General features: G+C 70.9%; 15 protein-coding genes. 9 read left to right on the top strand and 6 right to left on the bottom strand.

The genetic code is table 11. The features are described 5' to 3' along the window. Window positions 1-14: 14 nt before the first annotated feature. From H036_RS0106970 to H036_RS22045, 3 genes are read left to right on the top strand one after another with little or no spacing between them, the layout of a single operon-like run. Window positions 15-776, top strand: a complete 762-nt coding sequence (locus H036_RS0106970) for a lysophospholipid acyltransferase family protein (RefSeq protein WP_017934069.1) — start codon at window positions 15-17, stop codon at window positions 774-776. Then, window positions 773-1,774 (top strand): NAD(P)H-dependent glycerol-3-phosphate dehydrogenase, encoded by a 1,002-nt coding sequence (locus H036_RS0106965; RefSeq protein ID WP_017934068.1) that lies wholly within the window; start codon window positions 773-775, stop codon window positions 1,772-1,774. Before H036_RS0106970 ends, H036_RS0106965 begins: the two co-directional genes overlap by 4 nt. 14 nt (window positions 1,775-1,788) lie before the next feature. Next, on the top strand, window positions 1,789-3,120 hold the full coding sequence (locus H036_RS22045) for a sensor domain-containing phosphodiesterase (protein WP_051068617.1): 1,332 nt from the start codon (window positions 1,789-1,791) through the stop codon (window positions 3,118-3,120). Here H036_RS22045 and H036_RS0106955 read toward each other — a convergent pair. Further along, a complete protein-coding gene (locus H036_RS0106955) occupies window positions 3,117-3,584 on the bottom strand; it encodes a GNAT family N-acetyltransferase (RefSeq protein ID WP_086003704.1) in 468 nt (155 codons plus the stop codon). The genes H036_RS22045 and H036_RS0106955 overlap by 4 nt on opposite strands. An 8-nt stretch (window positions 3,585-3,592) precedes the next feature. Then, window positions 3,593-4,660 carry a trans-sulfuration enzyme family protein gene (locus H036_RS0106950; RefSeq protein WP_036487723.1) on the bottom strand — a complete coding sequence of 356 codons (1,068 nt, stop codon included), beginning with the start codon at window positions 4,658-4,660 and terminating at the stop codon, window positions 3,593-3,595. Window positions 4,661-4,725: 65 nt separating this feature from the next. Here H036_RS0106950 and H036_RS0106945 point away from each other — a divergent pair, with 65 nt between their 5' ends. Genes H036_RS0106945 through H036_RS0106935 form a run of 3 tightly spaced genes read left to right on the top strand, consistent with a single transcriptional unit; the run spans window position 4,726 to window position 7,811 of the window. Continuing rightward, on the top strand, window positions 4,726-6,099 hold the full coding sequence (locus H036_RS0106945; protein ID WP_017934064.1) for a UDP-N-acetylmuramoyl-tripeptide--D-alanyl-D-alanine ligase: 1,374 nt from the start codon (window positions 4,726-4,728) through the stop codon (window positions 6,097-6,099). Window positions 6,100-6,110: 11 nt separating this feature from the next. Next, a complete protein-coding gene (locus H036_RS0106940; RefSeq protein WP_017934063.1) occupies window positions 6,111-7,226 on the top strand; it encodes a D-alanine--D-alanine ligase family protein in 1,116 nt (371 codons plus the stop codon). Window positions 7,227-7,247: 21 nt separating this feature from the next. Further along, window positions 7,248-7,811, top strand: a complete 564-nt coding sequence (locus tag H036_RS0106935) for a GNAT family N-acetyltransferase (protein ID WP_026145854.1) — start codon at window positions 7,248-7,250, stop codon at window positions 7,809-7,811. Window positions 7,812-7,892: 81 nt separating this feature from the next. On the opposite strand, the gene H036_RS0106930 is transcribed toward H036_RS0106935, so the two are convergent. Beyond that, complete coding sequence (locus H036_RS0106930; protein ID WP_017934061.1) at window positions 7,893-8,834, bottom strand: D-alanine--D-alanine ligase family protein; 942 nt, start codon at window positions 8,832-8,834, stop codon at window positions 7,893-7,895. 37 nt (window positions 8,835-8,871) lie between these two features. Beyond that, window positions 8,872-9,108, bottom strand: coding sequence for an Lrp/AsnC family transcriptional regulator (locus tag H036_RS0106925; protein ID WP_017934060.1), 237 nt, complete (start codon window positions 9,106-9,108; stop codon window positions 8,872-8,874). Between the two features lie 125 nt (window positions 9,109-9,233). Between H036_RS0106925 and H036_RS0106920 the strand changes: the two genes are divergently transcribed. After that, complete coding sequence (locus H036_RS0106920) at window positions 9,234-10,178, top strand: thiamine-phosphate kinase (RefSeq protein ID WP_017934059.1); 945 nt, start codon at window positions 9,234-9,236, stop codon at window positions 10,176-10,178. Between the two features lie 15 nt (window positions 10,179-10,193). On the opposite strand, the gene H036_RS25285 is transcribed toward H036_RS0106920, so the two are convergent. After that, complete coding sequence (locus H036_RS25285) at window positions 10,194-10,913, bottom strand: RDD family protein (RefSeq protein WP_017934058.1); 720 nt, start codon at window positions 10,911-10,913, stop codon at window positions 10,194-10,196. Between the two features lie 107 nt (window positions 10,914-11,020). Next, window positions 11,021-11,206 (bottom strand): 50S ribosomal protein L28, encoded by a 186-nt coding sequence (gene rpmB / locus H036_RS0106910; protein ID WP_017934057.1) that lies wholly within the window; start codon window positions 11,204-11,206, stop codon window positions 11,021-11,023. A 233-nt stretch (window positions 11,207-11,439) separates the two neighbouring features. Between rpmB and H036_RS0106905 the strand changes: the two genes are divergently transcribed. Together H036_RS0106905 and H036_RS0106900 are read left to right on the top strand one after the other, a co-directional pair. After that, entirely contained in the window at window positions 11,440-13,089 is a 1,650-nt protein-coding gene (locus H036_RS0106905) for a DAK2 domain-containing protein (RefSeq protein WP_036487719.1), read from the top strand. Beyond that, entirely contained in the window at window positions 13,086-15,338 is a 2,253-nt protein-coding gene (locus H036_RS0106900) for a DEAD/DEAH box helicase (protein ID WP_017934055.1), read from the top strand. The genes H036_RS0106905 and H036_RS0106900 overlap by 4 nt, the downstream gene beginning before the upstream one ends. Window position 15,339 lies beyond the last annotated feature (1 nt).

Genomic DNA, 15,339 nt, shown 5'->3' with positions numbered 1-15,339 from the left:
TAGCCTCCTCGTTCGTGGGCAAGTACAGGAAGCTGCAGGGCGAACGGGGCTGGGCGTGGACTGTCGCCGTGGGGATCCTCAAGCCGGTCCTGCTCGCGACGACGAAGCAGGACTGGACCGGCGGACAGAAGATCCCGACCAGCGGCGGCGCCATCATCGCGCTCAACCACGTCTCCCACGTCGACCCGCTGACCGCCGCCCACCTGGTGTGGGACTACGGCCGTGAGTCGCGCTACCTGGCCAAGTCGACCCTGTTCAAGAACGCCCAGCTGGGCAGGTTCCTGCGTGCCGCCGGCCAGATCCCGGTCGACAGGGCTGCGGGTGCCGACGCGTTCAAGGAGGCCGTCGCGGCCGTCAACGCCGGCGAGATCGTGGTCGTCTACATCGAGGGCTCGATCACCAAGGACCCCGCCGGCTGGCCGATGGTGCCGAAGTCGGGGGCCGCGCGGATCGCGCTGGAGACCGGCGCGCCGGTGATCCCGGTGGGACAGTGGGGCGCCCAGGCGCTGCTTCCGGCGTACTCCAAGCGGCCCGACCTGTTCGGACGCAAGACGATCACGATGCACGTCGGCGACCCGGTGCCGCTCGACGACCTGCGCGAGCACGAACCCACCCTTGCCGTGGTCAAGGAGGCCACCGACCGGATCATGGCCGCGATCGTCGACCTGGTCGAGGAGATCCGCGGCGAGGAGGCTCCCGACGAGCGGTTCGACCCGCGGAAGCACGGCCTCAACGCGACGGGCAATCCCCACCCCCACAAGAAGGCGGCGGAATGACGAAGGTAGCGGTCTTCGGGGCCGGATCCTGGGGTACGGCGTTCTCGATCGTGCTGGCCGATGCCGGCAACGACGTGACCATCTGGGCGCGCCGTGAGGAGATCGCGGCGGGGATCAACCAGACCCGCCGCAACGCGGAGTACCACCCCGAGGTCGAGCTCGCGCCGCGCATTCGGGCCACCCACGACGTCGAGGAGGCAGCGAGCGGCGCCGACGTGGTCGTGCTCGCCACGCCCTCGCAGACGCTGCGCGCGAACCTGACCTCCTGGGCTCCGCACCTGCCCACCACCGCCCCGCTGGTCTCGCTGATGAAGGGCGTCGAGCTCGGCACGCTCAACCGGATGAGCGAGGTCATCGCCCAGGAGACCGGCGCGAGCCAGGACCGGATCGCGGTGATCAGCGGGCCCAATCTCTCGCCCGAGATCGCGCGGCGTGAGCCGGCGGCTGCCGTGGTCGCCTGCGCCGACGAGGACGTCGCCAAGCAGCTGCAGTCGATCATCCACACGCCCGCGTTCCGGCCCTACACCTCGACCGACGTGCTGGGCTGCGAGCTCGGCGGCGCCTACAAGAACGTCGTGGGTCTCGCCGTCGGGATGGCGGTCGGGCTCGGCTTCGGCGACAACTCCACCGCCTCGGTGATCACCCGTGGGTTGGCCGAGACCGTCCGACTGGCGATCAAGATGGGCGCCGACCCGATGACGTTGATGGGCCTGGCCGGCCTCGGCGACCTGGTCGCGACCTGCTCCTCGCCGCTCTCGCGCAACCGCACCTTCGGCGAGAAGTTGGGTCGGGGGCTCTCGGTCGAGGAGATCACCGGCGGCACCCACCAGGTCGCCGAGGGCGTCAAGTCGTGCCATTCGCTGCGCGAGCTCGCCGCGCGGCACGGCGTCGACGCCCCGTTGGCGCAGTACGTCGACGAGGTCGTGGCCGGTCGGATGACGGCCACCGCCACGATGGACGCGATGCTGGGGCGTCCCACCAAGGCCGAGACCGACTGAAGCCGAGGATCGCCATGATGCAGGACAGTGTCGCCCTCGACGCCGAGATCGAGGAGCTCGGTGGAGTGCTCGCCGGCAGTGGGATCCGTACGGTCTACCAGCCGATCGTCGAGCTCGCCAGCGGAGAAGTCGTCGGCTACGAGGCGCTCGCGCGCGGACCGGTGGGCAGTGCCCTCGAGCGACCTGACCGGCTGTTCGCCGCCGGCCGAGCCGCAGGCCGGCTCGCCGACCTGGACTGGGCGTGCCGCACGGCGGCCCTGGCCGGTGCGAAGGCCGCCGGCCTGACGGGTCCTCAGGCGCTGTTCGTCAACGTCGAGCCCGCAGCCCTCGGCACCACGCCGCCGGACGGCTTCCGGGCACTCGCGGACGAGCTCGCCGGGCGCCTGCCCGTGGTCGTGGAGTTCACCGAGCGGGCGCTCGCCGTCGACCCGGCCAGACTGCTCGCGGCGGCCGAGTCCGCTCGCGCGCTCGGGTGGCTCATCGCCGTCGACGACATCGGTGCGGAGCGCGCCTCGCTCGCCCTGATGCCCTTCCTAGCCCCCGACGTGCTGAAGCTGGACCTCAGCCTGGTGCAGCAGCGCACCACCCTCGAGATCGCCGAGGTCATCAGCGCCGTCAACGCGCAGGCCGAGCGCACCGGCGCAGCCGTTCTCGCCGAAGGCATCGAGACCATCGAGCACGCCACCCTCGCCCGGGAGATGGGCGCGCGCCTCGGCCAGGGTTGGCTCTACGGTCGGCCCGGCCCGCTGACGGCGCCGCCGCGTCCCGGCGCGGCCTTCGACAGCGGACAGCTGGCCACACTGATCCCGAGCGCGACGTGGCAGCGGACCGACACGCCGTACCAGCTAGTCGCGCGCTCACGCGCCGTGCAACGGGCGACGAAGCCGTTGTTGATCGCGATGAGCAAGCACCTGGAGCAGCAGGCGCGGATCCTGGGCGGACCGGCGGTGCTGGCAGCGACGTTCCAACACGCTCGCCAGTTCACCGCGGACACGGCGCGCCGTTACGGTGAGCTCGCGACGTCGGCGGAGCTGGTCGTGGCGCTCGGGGAGGAGATGCCGGCCGAGCCGGCACCCGGCGTGAGCGGGGCAGCCCTCGACCGGGCCGATCCGCTGGTCGAGGAGTGGAGTCTGGTGGTCGTGGGTCCGCACTTCGCCGGTGCGGTCCTGGCCCGAGATCTCGGCGACTCGGGACCGGACACGGACCGCCGCTTCGACTACGTCGTCACCTACGACCGCGAACTGGTGCTGGCTGCCGCGGCCGCCCTGCTGCGTCGGGTCGGTACGCACGACCGGGAGCGACGTGGCGACGGCATCGAGCGAGGAACCGCCCACGTCGGGCGTTAGTCGAGCTGCGCACTCATCCAGATCGATTCCTGCTCTTCCAGACCGTGCCGGTCGTAGAACGCCCGTGCCTTGTGGTTGGGGCGTTCGGTCTCCAGGAACAGTGCCCGGCAGCCCGCCGTGCGAGCCTCGGCGATGACGCGTTCGATCAGCAGGCCGCCGAGCCCACCTCGGCGCCGGCCAGTGACCACGAAGAACTCGTCGAGCAGACCCTCGCGGCCGCCGGACTCCAGGCTCCAGCCCCAGGTCAGCACGGCGTAGCCGAGCAGGCCGCTGTCGAGGTCGTCGACGCGCCGCTGCAGGACCCACACCTGGCCAAGGGCGTCGTCGGTCAGCAGCGGGTCGAGGGCAGCCCGGATGCGGCCTTCGTCGTACTCGTGTCCGTCCTCGGCGTAGAACTCGCCGAGCATGCCCAGCAGCGATGCCAGGTGGGCAGGCGTGGCGCGGCGGACCTCCACGTCATCCATCGGCAGGCTCAGAGCCCGTTGAGGGCGCCCGCGAGGTCGGCCCACAGGTCGTCGACGTCCTCGATGCCGACGCTGAGCCGGATCAGGCCGTCGGGAACGTCCTTGTCCTCGCCCTTCCAGCGTCGGCGTCGTTCGAAGGTCGACTCGACACCGCCGAGCGAGGTGCAGTGCACCCACAGCGACGTCGCGTGCGTCACCGCATCGGCTGCTTCGGCCGAGCCGAGCACGATCGCGAGCATGCCGCCGAAGCCGGGATAGAGCACCTTCTCGACCGCCGGGTGGTCCTCGAGTCGCTGCACCAGCGTGACGGCGTTGGCCGAGGCGCGCTCGACCCGCAACGCCAGCGTGCGTAGGCCACGCAGGGCGAGCCAGGCCTCCAGCGTCCCCGGGATGGCGCCGATCAGGTCGCGGCGGCCCTTGAGCACGTCCCAGAGCGCCTGGCCGCCCTCGTCGTCGCGTACGACGATGGCACCCATCACGGCGTCCGAGTGACCGGCGAGGTATTTCGTCGCGGAGTGCACCACCACGTCCGCTCCCAGCGCCAACGGCTGCTGCAGCAGGGGAGTGGCGAAGGTGTTGTCGACCACGACGCGAGCGCCGACGGCGTGCGCAGCCGTGATCAGGGCGGGCAGGTCGGCCACCGCCATGCCCGGGTTGGTCGGCGACTCGATCCACAGCAGCGCGACGTCCTCGTCCAGCGCCGCGACCACGGCGGCGGTGTCGGTGATGTCGACCAGGCGGGTGGTCAGCCGGCCGCGGGCCTCAAGGTCGGCGAGCTGCCCGACGGTGCCGAGGTAGGACTGCCCGGCCACCACGACCGAGTCGTTGACCAGGTCGAGCATGGTCGCGATCGCGGCCAGGCCGCTGCTGAAGGTGAGCGCCTTGCCGCCCTCGAGCTCGCCCAGGGCGGTCTCGAACGCCACCCACGCGTCGTTGGTGTAGCGGCCGTACTCCTTCTCGCCGCCGCCCACGTAGGTAGAGGCCATCGTGATCGGGACGTTGAGCGGCTGGTCGGGCTCGTGCGCCGGCCGTCCGGCATGTACGGCGCGGGTCGCGGGCTTGGTCTGGTCGGCCATGTCCACAGACTAGGGCCTGGCCCACTAGGCTCGGGGATCATGATCGTCGTTCCCTGGACCGCCTCATGATCGCGCTCACCCTCGCCGAGATCGCTGCTCTGACCGGCGGCTCGGTGACCGGCGCCGAGCATCCGGTCGTGGTGGACGGACCGGTCGTGATCGATGGCCGCGAGGCCGAGGCCGGCAGCCTCTTCGTGGCATTCGTCGGCGAGCACACCGACGGTCATCTCCACGTCCCGCAGGCCGCTGCCGTCGGTGCCGTGGCGGTCCTCGGCAAGCGCCCGACCGAGCTGCCGACGGTCATCGTCGAGGACGTGCAGCAGGCGCTGCAGCGGCTCGCCAAGGCGGTCGTCGCACGGGTCCGCGCAGCGGGCGGGCTGACGGTGCTGGGGATCACCGGCTCGCAGGGCAAGACGTCGGCCAAGGACCTGCTCAGCGCCGTCCTCGGGCAGGCCGCGCCGACGGTGGCCACCCGCGGCTCCTACAACAACGAGATCGGCATGCCGCTGACAGCGCTGCGGGTCGACACCGGCACCCGCTACCTCGTGCTGGAGATGGGTGCTCGCGGTAAGGGCCACATCGCCGAGCTCGCCGAGCTGGTCGCGCCCGACATCGGCGTGGTGCTCAACGTGGGGCACGCCCACATCGGCGAGTTCGGGTCGCGGGAGGCCATCGCCGAGGCGAAGGGCGAGCTGATCGAGGCGAGCAGCGGGGCCGCGGTGCTCAACGCCGACGACGATCGGGTCGCCGCGATGGCGGCTCGGACCCATGCGCGGGTGATCACCTTCGGGCAGGAGCGCGAGGCCGACGTCCGGGTGCGCGACCTACGGCTGGACCGGCTCGGGCGACCGTCGTTCACGCTCGCCACCGCTGACACGGCCGTCCCAGTCACGCTGCAGCTGGTCGGTGCCCATCAAGCCCTCAACGCGGCGGCCGCCGCCACCGCCGCGATGGCGGCCGGGCTCACCATCGAGCAGATCGGCCAGGCGCTCGCGGGCGTCGCCACGCTCTCGAAGTGGCGGATGGAGCTGCACGAGCTGCCCGGTGGTGCGATCGTGCTCAACGACGCCTACAACGCCAACCCCGACTCGATGCGCGCGGGCATCGACGCGCTCGCGGTGATCGGTGCCGACACCGCGGTCCAGCGCACCGTCGCCGTCCTGGGCGAGATGAAGGAGCTCGGTCCCGACGCCGAGCAGGAGCACGTCGCGGTGGGTCGCTATGCAGCCGAGCGCGGCATCGACCAGGTCGTGGTCGTCGGCGAGGCAGCGCGGGGGATCGACCTGGGTGCTCGGGAGGGCGGCACGGCGAGCGTCGTGCTGGCGGACAACGCCGCGGCGACTGCGTGGGTGCGCGAGCACCTCGGGGCACGTGACGCGGTTCTCTTCAAGGCCTCCAACGGGGCGCGCCTGTACGAGGTCGCAGACGCTCTTCTATAGGCTCTTCCACCATGGTCGACGCTCCCCAGTCCAGCCCCGCCGGCACCTCCGAGCCGGGTGCGAGCCGCAAGGTCCGGGTCGCCCTGCTCTTCGGCGGCCGCTCCGGTGAGCACGCCATCTCGGCAGCCACCGCGGCCGGCGTGATGAAGGCCATCGACCGGGAGAAGTACGACGTACTGCCCGTCGGGATCACCCGTGCCGGCCAGTGGGTGCTCACGGCCGGGGACCCGGCGCGCTTCGAGCTGACCGCCGGCAACCTGCCGGAGGTGACCACGGACTCGGGTCGGCAGGTCGTGGGACTCAGTGACGTCGGCGAGGTCGACGTGGTCTTTCCGGTCCTGCACGGGCCCTTCGGCGAGGACGGCACCATCCAGGGCCTGCTCGAGCTGGCCGACGTCCGCTACGTCGGCTGCGGCGTGCTCGCCTCGGCGGTCGGCATGGACAAGCACTACATGAAGCTGGTCTTCGCCGGACACGGACTGCCGGTCGGCCCCTACGTCGTGGTGCAGCCGCGCGACTGGGAGCAGCGTCAGTCCGAGGTGGTCGCGCGGGTCAGCGAGGAGCTGAAGTTCCCGGTCTTCGTCAAGCCGGCCCGCGCCGGGTCCTCGCTCGGCGTGACGCGGGTGGACGACATCTCGCGACTCGCGGAGGCGGTCGAGGTGGCCCGCTTCCACGATCCCAAGGTGCTGATCGAGCAGGGCCTCGAGGGCCGCGAGATCGAGTGCGCCGTGCTCGGCGGCCGAGGCGGCTCCAGGCCGCGCGCGTCCGTGCCAGGCGAGATCGTCGTCGACCACGGGACAGCCGACTTCTACGACTTCGAGGAGAAGTACTCCTCCGCGTCGCACGCTCGCACCCAGGCCCCTGCCGACCTTCCGGCCGAGGTCGCCGCCAAGGTGCGCGACATCGCGGTTCGGGCGTTCGAGGCGATCGGCGGCGAGGGCATCTCCCGCGTCGACGTCTTCGTCAGCGCCGAGGGCGAGGTGGTGATCAACGAGATCAACACCATGCCCGGCTTCACCCCCATCTCGATGTATCCCAAGATGTGGGAGGCCAGCGGCCTGACCTACCCCGAGCTGATCGACGAGCTCATCCAGCTCGCCCTCGAGCGCCCCACCGGCCTGCGCTGAGGTTGAATGATGGATCCGTCCGTGTTGAATGAGCACTCCGTTCCTCTTGTACGTCGGGTCGTCCCCGATGACTGGGCCGCGCTTCGCGGCATGCGCCTGGAGGCGCTGCGCGACGAGGCGGCCAGCATCGCGTTCCTGGAGACCCATGAGCAGGCGGCGGCGCGGCCGGACGCGTTCTGGCGTGACCGTGCGGCCGGGGCGTCGTCAGGTGCCGGGGTCGCTCAGTTCGTCGCCATCTCCGACGCCGTCGCGTGGGTCGGCAGCGCCAGCGGGCTGCGCGAGGAGCCTGGCACCGATGACTGGGCCGGCCACCCGATCGAGCACCTCCAGGTGCATGTCGTCGGGGTGTGGGTGCACCCGGACCATCGCGGAGTGGGCCTGCTGGGGCGCCTCGTGGATGCGGTGCGCGACTGGGGGTCGGAGCACGGCGTGCACCGAGTGCGGCTGCTGGTGCACGAGGACAACGCTCGCGCGCGGGCGGCGTACCGGAAGCTGGGGTTCACGCCTACCGGAGCCACCGTCCCGCTCGAGGCTGGCATCGAGATCGAGATGGCCTTCGACGAGGGTCGAGACGTCGGTCCGTGACAGTCGGGACGTCACCCACCTGAGACGCAGACCCGACTCAACCCGGACGGAGACCCGACTCAACCCGGACGGAGGCCCGACTCAACGATCGGCGGCCTGCATGACCAAGCCGTGTGCCACCTTGCCGAGCGAGGTGCCGGCGGCCGTACAGGCGAAGGGGAAGACCGAGGTCTCGGTGGTGCCCGGGGTGATGGCGGTCTCCAGCAGCACGAACGAGCCGTCCTTGGACACGATGAAGTCCGAGCGGGAGACGTCACGCAGGCCCAGCACCCGGTGAGCCGTGCGGGCTGTCTCGCCGAGCTGGTCGAGCAGGTCCGCCGGCAGGTCCGGTACGGCGAGGCCGACGAACTCGGCCGTGTAACGCGCGGCGAAGTCGAACTCGTGGCCCTTGGTGAAGTCGATCGCGATCGGGTCCAGCGAGGTCAGGCTCTCGCCTGTCTCGAGCACCACGACCGAGACGTCGATCCCCTGGTAGAACCGCTCGATCAGCGCGTCGTCGTGGTAGGCGTAGGTGCCGACCAGGGCGGACGGCAGCTCGATGAGGCCGTCCACGCCGCTGACACCGAGGGCGGAGCCGCCCCGCGTCGGCTTGACCACGACCCGCTCGCCGAGCCGGTCCAGCACGTGCTCCATCAGCGCGGTCGGACCGATGTCGCGGAAGGTCTGTGCCGAGAGGCCGACGCTGTCGGGGACCGGGATGTCGGCGCGACGCAGCAACTCCCGTGCCGTGCCCTTGTCGAACGCGACCCGGCAGGCCCGCGAGGTGCTGCCGACGTAGGGCAGGTCGATCAGCTCGAGCAGGGTCTGGATCTCGCCGTCCTCGCCGAACTGGCCGTGCAGCGCGGACAGCGCGACGGTGGCCTTGTCGCGCTCGAGGTTGTGCAGCAGATTGCGATCGAAGTCGTAGGCGGTCACGTCCACGCCCTCGGCGCGCAGCTCACGCACCAGGTTGCGACCCGACGCCAGGGAGACGTCGCGCTCGTGGGAGAGACCACCGGCGATGACGGCGACCAGACCGCTCATGGAAAGACTCCAGATCAGGGTTGAGGTGGATCAGGGATCAGATGTGCACGACGGGGCAGGTCAGCGTGCGCGTGATGCCCTCGAGCGTCTGGATCTTGGCGACGACCAGCTTGCCGAGCTCGTCGACGTTCTTGGCCTCCGCGCGGACGATCACGTCGTAGGGACCGGTGACGTCCTCGGCCTGGGTCACGCCCTTGACCTGGGCGATCTGCGCGGCCACGTCGGCGGCCTTGCCGACATCGGTCTGGATCAGGATGTAGGCCTGGACGACCATCACGCTCTCCTCACGTCGTTCCGGCCTCGTCGCCGGTCCGTCGATCAACCTATACCGCCTGCTGAGGGAGCCGGTAGGCGGACGGCGATGGCCGACCCGTTCGAGGCACGCGGTTGGATGGGGCCATGACCTCGGAGCAGACTCTCGCGGACGTCGGTGAGTTCGGCCTGATCGCGCAGTTGGTGGAGCGCTTCCCCCAGGGCGAGCACGTCCTGGTCGGGCCCGGCGATGATGCCGCGCTGCTGCGGATCAAGCAGGGCCACGTGGTTGTCTCCAGCGACCTCATGGTCGAGGGACGGCACTTCCGACGCGACTGGGCCAGCGGGTACGACGTCGGCCGTCGCGCCGCCGCCCAGAACCTCTCCGACATCAATGCGATGGGTGGCCGAGCGCATTCGCTCACGATCGGCCTGGCGGCACCGGCCGATCTGCCGGTCGCGTGGGCGCTGGACCTGGCCGCCGGCTTCGCCGAGGAGTGCGCGCTGGTCGGCGCCTCGGTGATCGGCGGCGACCTGACCCGGGCCGATCAGGTCATGGTCGCGGTGACAGTCCTGGGTGCGGTCGCCCAGGCGCCGGTGTTGCGCAGCGGCGCGCACCCAGGGGACGTGCTCGCCCTCGCCGGCCGCCAGGGCTGGGCGGCCGGTGGACTGGCGGTGCTGGGCCGCGGGTTCCGCTCACCGCGGGTGCTCGTCGAGGCCTATCGCCGCCCGGAGCCGCCGTACGAGGCCGGCGCCCTGGGCGCCGCCGCCGGCGCGACCGCGATGATCGACGTCTCCGACGGGCTGCTGGCCGAGGCCGGCCACCTGGCGGTGGCCTCCGGAGTGGCGATCGACGTCCGCACCGCCGATCTCGAGGTGCCCGAGCCGCTGCACGCGGTGGCCGCCGCCACCGGCGCGGACCCGATCACCTTCGTGCTGGGCGGGGGAGACGACCACGCGCTGCTGGCCACCTTCCCCGCAGGTACGGCGCTGCCAGCCGGCTTCCGCGCCATCGGCACGGTGGCCGAGGGCTCCGGGGTGACCGTCGACGGTGGCACCTACGAGGGTGCCACCGGTTGGACGCATTTCTGAGGGCTGCCCGGGGCGTCAGCGGCGGACGCGGACCACGTTGCTGCCGACCAGCTTGTCGTGCAGCGCCTGGCGCTTGCCGTCCCAGGCGGCCCACAGCGGGTTGAGCACCGCCCACACGTTGATGACCAGGAAGGTGACGCCCACCACGGCGAGTGAGCCTGACGCGAGTGCGATGACCTGGAGGATGGCCGTCGCGCCGCTGTAGGCCATCACTCGGACGAACGCACGTGCCCACGAGAGCGGCCCAGGCGCTTCGCGCAGCCGGGTTCGAAGGCCGGTGACGAGCTGCCCCGGCGTACCGCCCCACAGGTGCAGGAACGCGCTGTGCGCGACGATCAGGACGAGGCCGAAGAGCACGTAGATCCATGCGTGGTCCCGGTACTGGTCCAGGAAATGGTGGACGAACCACGAGAGCGCATGCGGGTCGCCCGCGTCGAGGCGCCGCTGGAACTCCTCGTTCAGCACCCGCTGCTCGCGCTGCATGGAGATCTGGACCGGCAGCGTGAGGACGGTGCCGACGATGATCGCGAAGATGCCGTCGATGACGGTGGCCCCGACCCGGTGCCACCAGCCTGCCAACGGCTGACCGTCGGGAGTCGTCGGCGTCTGTCGTACGGCGACGACGGCCTGGTGGTGCACATGCTCGGTCCACCGCAGCCCGTCCCAGTAGCGCAGGATCGAGAAACCGGGGACAGCGGCCGGATCGGGATACCAGCCGGCGGGTACGTCGCTCACGCGGGTGAGCGTAGAGGGGAGCGGCCCCGCCGCGTGGAGATTCTCGGAGAGGAAGCACGAAGGCCGCTGCCCGTGGGGCAGCGGCCTTCGTCGAAGTCAGCGACGGGTCAGCGGGTGACCTTGCCGGCCTTGAGGCAGCCGGTGCAGACGTTGAGGCGCTTGGCGGTGCCGTTGACAACGGCGCGCACGCGCTGGATGTTGGGGTCGAAGCGGCGCTTCGTGATCTTGCGGGACCACGGCCGGTTGTTGCCGAAGCCCGGCTTCTTGGCGCAGATGTCGCAGACGGCAGCCACCGTGAACTCCTGAAAAATCGTGTGTCTAGGTCTGATGTCGCCTCGCGCAATCTCTGTGCGAACACACCGTGAACTGGCGCTGGCAACCGAACGAGAGTAGCCGATCTACGGTCCCCGGCGGAAATCGCGGGTGACCCCACTACTCTGATGCCTTCCAAGCGTATCGAGTGACGCGGCTCTGGGCGAACCGTGCCCTCGTCCGCGGATGAGCTCGGAAGGGGTAGGCGGTGGTGATGCTGGACCTGGCGTTGCTGCGCCGGTTCGCCGACGTGACGGCCGACGCGCTGGGCGCGCACCGCGAGGAGATCGACGAGCTCAACGTCTATCCCGTTCCGGACGCCGACACCGGCACCAACCTCTTCCTCACCGCCACGTCGGCGCGCGATGCGCTCTACCAGGTCGAGACCGACGACGCTCACGATGCGCTGGCCGCCTACGCGCGCGGCGCCCTGCTGGGAGCACGTGGCAACTCCGGCGTGATCCTGGCGGAGATGCTGGGCGCGGCCCTGCGTCGGCTGGCGGGTGCCGACGAGGGCCAGCGCAGGGCGTCGGTCTTCGCCGATGCGCTGCGCCTGGCGAGCGCGGCTGCGTACGCCGCTGTCGGTACGCCGGTCGAGGGCACCATGCTGACCGTCTGCCGGGTGGCCGCGGAAGCAGGGGTGGAGCGGGCGCTGGACCTGACCGCACGCACCCGTGACGTGGTGGCCGCGGCGGCCGATGCCGCGCGCGAGGCACTCGAGCGCACCCCGGACCAGCTCGCCCGGCTGGCCGAGGCGGGCGTGGTCGACGCAGGTGGCCGCGGCGTCAGCGTCATCTTCGACGCGATCGACCGTGCGCTGACGGGCAGGCGGCCGTTCGAGGCGCCGCTGCGGCAGCGCGCACCCATGCCGGCCGGGCTACAGGCCGACCTGACCGAGGACGGGCCGGCGTACGAGGTGATGTTCCTCCTCGATGCGCCCGACACCTCGATCCCGACGCTGCGCAGCGCTCTCGCCCCGCTCGGCGACTCCCTGGTCGTGGTCGGCGGCGAGGGACTGTGGAACGTCCACGTGCACGTCGACGACGTCGGCGCGGCGATCGAGGCTGGCATCGCCGCCGGGCGGCCGTATCGGGTGAGGGTGACGCACTTTGCGGAGCAATTGATGCGGCACGGTGCGGAGCAATTGATGCGGCACGGTGCGGAGCAATTGATGCGGCAGAACCCGGAGGAGGCAACACCCACCCGTACCGGCCGCGCGGTCGTCGCCGCTGCGAGCGGCCCCGGCCTGCGCGAGCTGTTCGAGGCTGCCGGAGCCGTCGTGCTGGAAGACCGGCCGACGACCGCCGACCTGGTCGCGGCACTGGTGGCGACAGGTGCGGCCGAGGTGATCGTGCTGCCCAACGACTTCCGCACGATGCGGTACGCCGAGGCGGCCGCACGCACGGTCGAGCAGGACCACGGACTGCGGGTGGCTGTGATCCCGTCCATCGCGCAGGTCCAGGGCCTGGCCGCGATGGCGGTGCACGACGCGGCGACGCCGTTCGACAGGGATGTGCTGGAGATGACGGCGACCGCGCGGCATGCGCGCCACGGCGCTGTCACGACGGCCGACCGGCGTGCGCTCACCCTCGCCGGCCCGTGTGAGCCCGGGGACACGCTGGGCGTCATCGACGGCGAGTTCGTCCGCGTCGGCGGGACACTCGACGAAGTGGCGCTCGACGTGATCAGCCGACTCCTCGGCGGCGGTGGCGAGATGGTCACCCTCGTGTCCGGTGCCGAAGATGCCGAGGGCACTCTCGCGCAGGCAGCTCGGGACTGGGTGGAGGAGCGCCATCCCAGCGTCGACGTGGTCTGCTACGCCGGCGGCCAGACCCGCTACCCACTGCTGGTGGCGGTCGAGTGATCACGCTTGAATCGCCCGTCCAGTCCGTCCTGGGCGACAACAAGAAAGCAGAGAGGATCGTGAGTGGGCTCGGCCTGCGTACGGTCGGCGATCTCCTCCACCACTTCCCGCGGCGCTACCTCAACACGGCCAAGCTCACCCAGGTCTCCGAGCTGCAGGAGGGCCTCATGCTCACCGTGCTCGGTGAGATCGTGGGCACCCGGATGGCGAGCTACACCGACCGTCGGACGGGGCGTCCGGCGTACCGTGTCGAGACGATGCTGCAGACCGACGGTCCGCGCCTGTCGATGACCTTCTTCGCCAAGCGCAAGCACATCGCAGAGTGGAACGCCGCCCGGCTCGCGCCGGGGACGCGTGGCGTCTTCATCGGCAAGGCCGGTTCGTTCCGCAACCAGTGGCAGCTGACCAACCCGCAGATGGTGCTCTTCGCCGACGCCTCCGATGCCGGTGGCGAGGGCGTCCCGGAGGACGCCGCCATGACGATCGAGGCGCTTACCGACGTCTTCCCGATCTATCCACTCACGGCCGGTGTCCTGTCCTGGGACCTGCAGCGTGCCATCAGGTTCGCCCGCGAGGTGGTCACCGGGATCGAGGACGTGCTCCCGGAGTCGATCCGTCACGATCACCAGATCATCGATCTGCGGACCGCCTTCGCCCAGATCCACCAACCCTCGAACTTCGAGCAGGTGGAGGAGGCACAGCGACGGTTCCGGTTCGCCGAGGCGTTGACGCTGCAGCTCGTCCTCGGCAGGCGCCGACGTGCTCTGATGGCGCAGGGCGCCCAGGCCCGCACCGGAGGAAGCCATCCTGCCGGAGAGAGCCTGCTCGAGCGGTTCGACGCGACGCTGCCCTTCGAGCTCACCGCGGGCCAGCGGGAGGTGGGGGAGCAGCTGGAGCACGACCTGGCGCAGCCACACCCGATGAACCGCCTCCTCCAGGGCGAGGTCGGGTCGGGCAAGACGCTGGTCGCGCTGCGCGCGATGCTGCGGGTGGTCGACTCCGGAGGCCAGGCCGCGCTGCTCGCGCCGACCGAGGTGCTCGCGCAGCAGCACTTCCGCTCGATCAGCGCAATGCTGGGGGAGCTGGCCGGGGGCGGGCTGCTCGGCGGCGGTACGACGGTGGAGCTGCTCACCGGCTCGATGACCAAGGCCCAGCGCACGGAGCCGTTGAGCCGGATCGCTATCGGCGAGGCAGGCATCATCATCGGAACCCACGCGCTGCTGCAGGACCAGGTGATCTTCGACGACCTCGGCCTGGTGGTGGTCGACGAGCAGCACCGCTTCGGCGTCGAACAGCGCGCGGCGCTCACCGACAAGGCCGGTACGCCGCCGCACGTGCTCGTGATGACCGCGACGCCGATCCCGCGGACCGTGGCGATGACCGTCTTCGGAGACCTCGAGGTCTCCACCCTGACCGAGCTCCCGGCAGGTCGTGCTCCGATCCAGACCTCGTTGGTGCCGCTCGCGGAGAGGCCGCAATGGATCGACCGGGTCTGGGAGCGGCTGCGCGAGGAGGTCGACAAGGGCCACCAGGCCTACGTGGTCGCGCCTCGGATCACCGGCGACGATTCCGAGCAGGGTGAGACCGACGCGGTCGACCTCGACGAGGACGGCAACGCGATCAAGGCGCAGCCGACCCAGCTGGCCTCGGTGGTCGCGCTGGCCGAGCACCTGTCCACGGGTCCGCTGCACGGGCTGCGGGTCGCCGTACTGCACGGTCGGCTGGCACCGGAGGAGAAGGACCGCACCATGCGGGCCTTCGCCGCCGGCGACATCGACGTGCTGGTCTCCACCACCGTGATCGAGGTCGGCGTGGATGTCGCCAATGCGACGGCGATGGTGATCGTCGACGCTGACCGCTTCGGTGTCTCCCAGCTGCACCAGCTGCGCGGCCGGGTCGGCCGCGGCGGCCTGCCCGGCCTGTGCCTGCTGGTCTCCCACGCAGAACCCGGTACGCCGGCACGCGAGCGTCTCGATGCCGTCGCCAGCACGACCGATGGCTTCGTGCTCTCTCGCGTGGACCTCGAGCAGCGCCGTGAGGGCGATGTCCTCGGTGCTGCCCAGTCCGGCGGTCGCTCCAGCCTGGAGAACCTGCGGGTGCTGCGCGACGAGGACACCATCACCGAGGCCCGCGCTGCTGCGAACGCCTTGTTGGACGAAGATGTGCACCTGCACCAGGCACCGCTGCTCGCCCGGGAGGTCTCGGGGATCGAGAGCTCGGTGCAAGCCGACTACATCGAGAAGGGCTGAG

Origin of the sequence: Nocardioides sp. Iso805N, from assembly GCF_000364605.1 — a bacterium.
Lineage (GTDB): Bacteria > Actinomycetota > Actinomycetes > Propionibacteriales > Nocardioidaceae > Nocardioides.
This window is presented reverse-complemented; position numbering and strand designations above follow the sequence as displayed.

Bases quoted from the DNA above. Each gene is read 5' to 3' on its own strand.
- H036_RS0106905 (WP_036487719.1), top strand. From the start codon at position 11,440: ATGCTGGACCTGGCGTTGCTGCGCCGGTTCGCCGACGTGACGGCCGAC.
- H036_RS0106925 (WP_017934060.1), bottom strand. From the start codon at position 9,108: ATGGTCGTCCAGGCCTACATCCTGATCCAGACCGATGTCGGCAAGGCC.
- H036_RS22045 (WP_051068617.1), top strand. From the start codon at position 1,789: ATGATGCAGGACAGTGTCGCCCTCGACGCCGAGATCGAGGAGCTCGGT.
- H036_RS0106945 (WP_017934064.1), top strand. From the start codon at position 4,726: ATGATCGCGCTCACCCTCGCCGAGATCGCTGCTCTGACCGGCGGCTCG.
- H036_RS0106965 (WP_017934068.1), top strand. From the start codon at position 773: ATGACGAAGGTAGCGGTCTTCGGGGCCGGATCCTGGGGTACGGCGTTC.
- H036_RS0106950 (WP_036487723.1), bottom strand. From the start codon at position 4,660: ATGGCCGACCAGACCAAGCCCGCGACCCGCGCCGTACATGCCGGACGG.
- H036_RS0106940 (WP_017934063.1), top strand. From the start codon at position 6,111: ATGGTCGACGCTCCCCAGTCCAGCCCCGCCGGCACCTCCGAGCCGGGT.
- H036_RS0106920 (WP_017934059.1), top strand. From the start codon at position 9,234: ATGACCTCGGAGCAGACTCTCGCGGACGTCGGTGAGTTCGGCCTGATC.
- H036_RS0106955 (WP_086003704.1), bottom strand. From the start codon at position 3,584: ATGGATGACGTGGAGGTCCGCCGCGCCACGCCTGCCCACCTGGCATCG.
- H036_RS0106930 (WP_017934061.1), bottom strand. From the start codon at position 8,834: ATGAGCGGTCTGGTCGCCGTCATCGCCGGTGGTCTCTCCCACGAGCGC.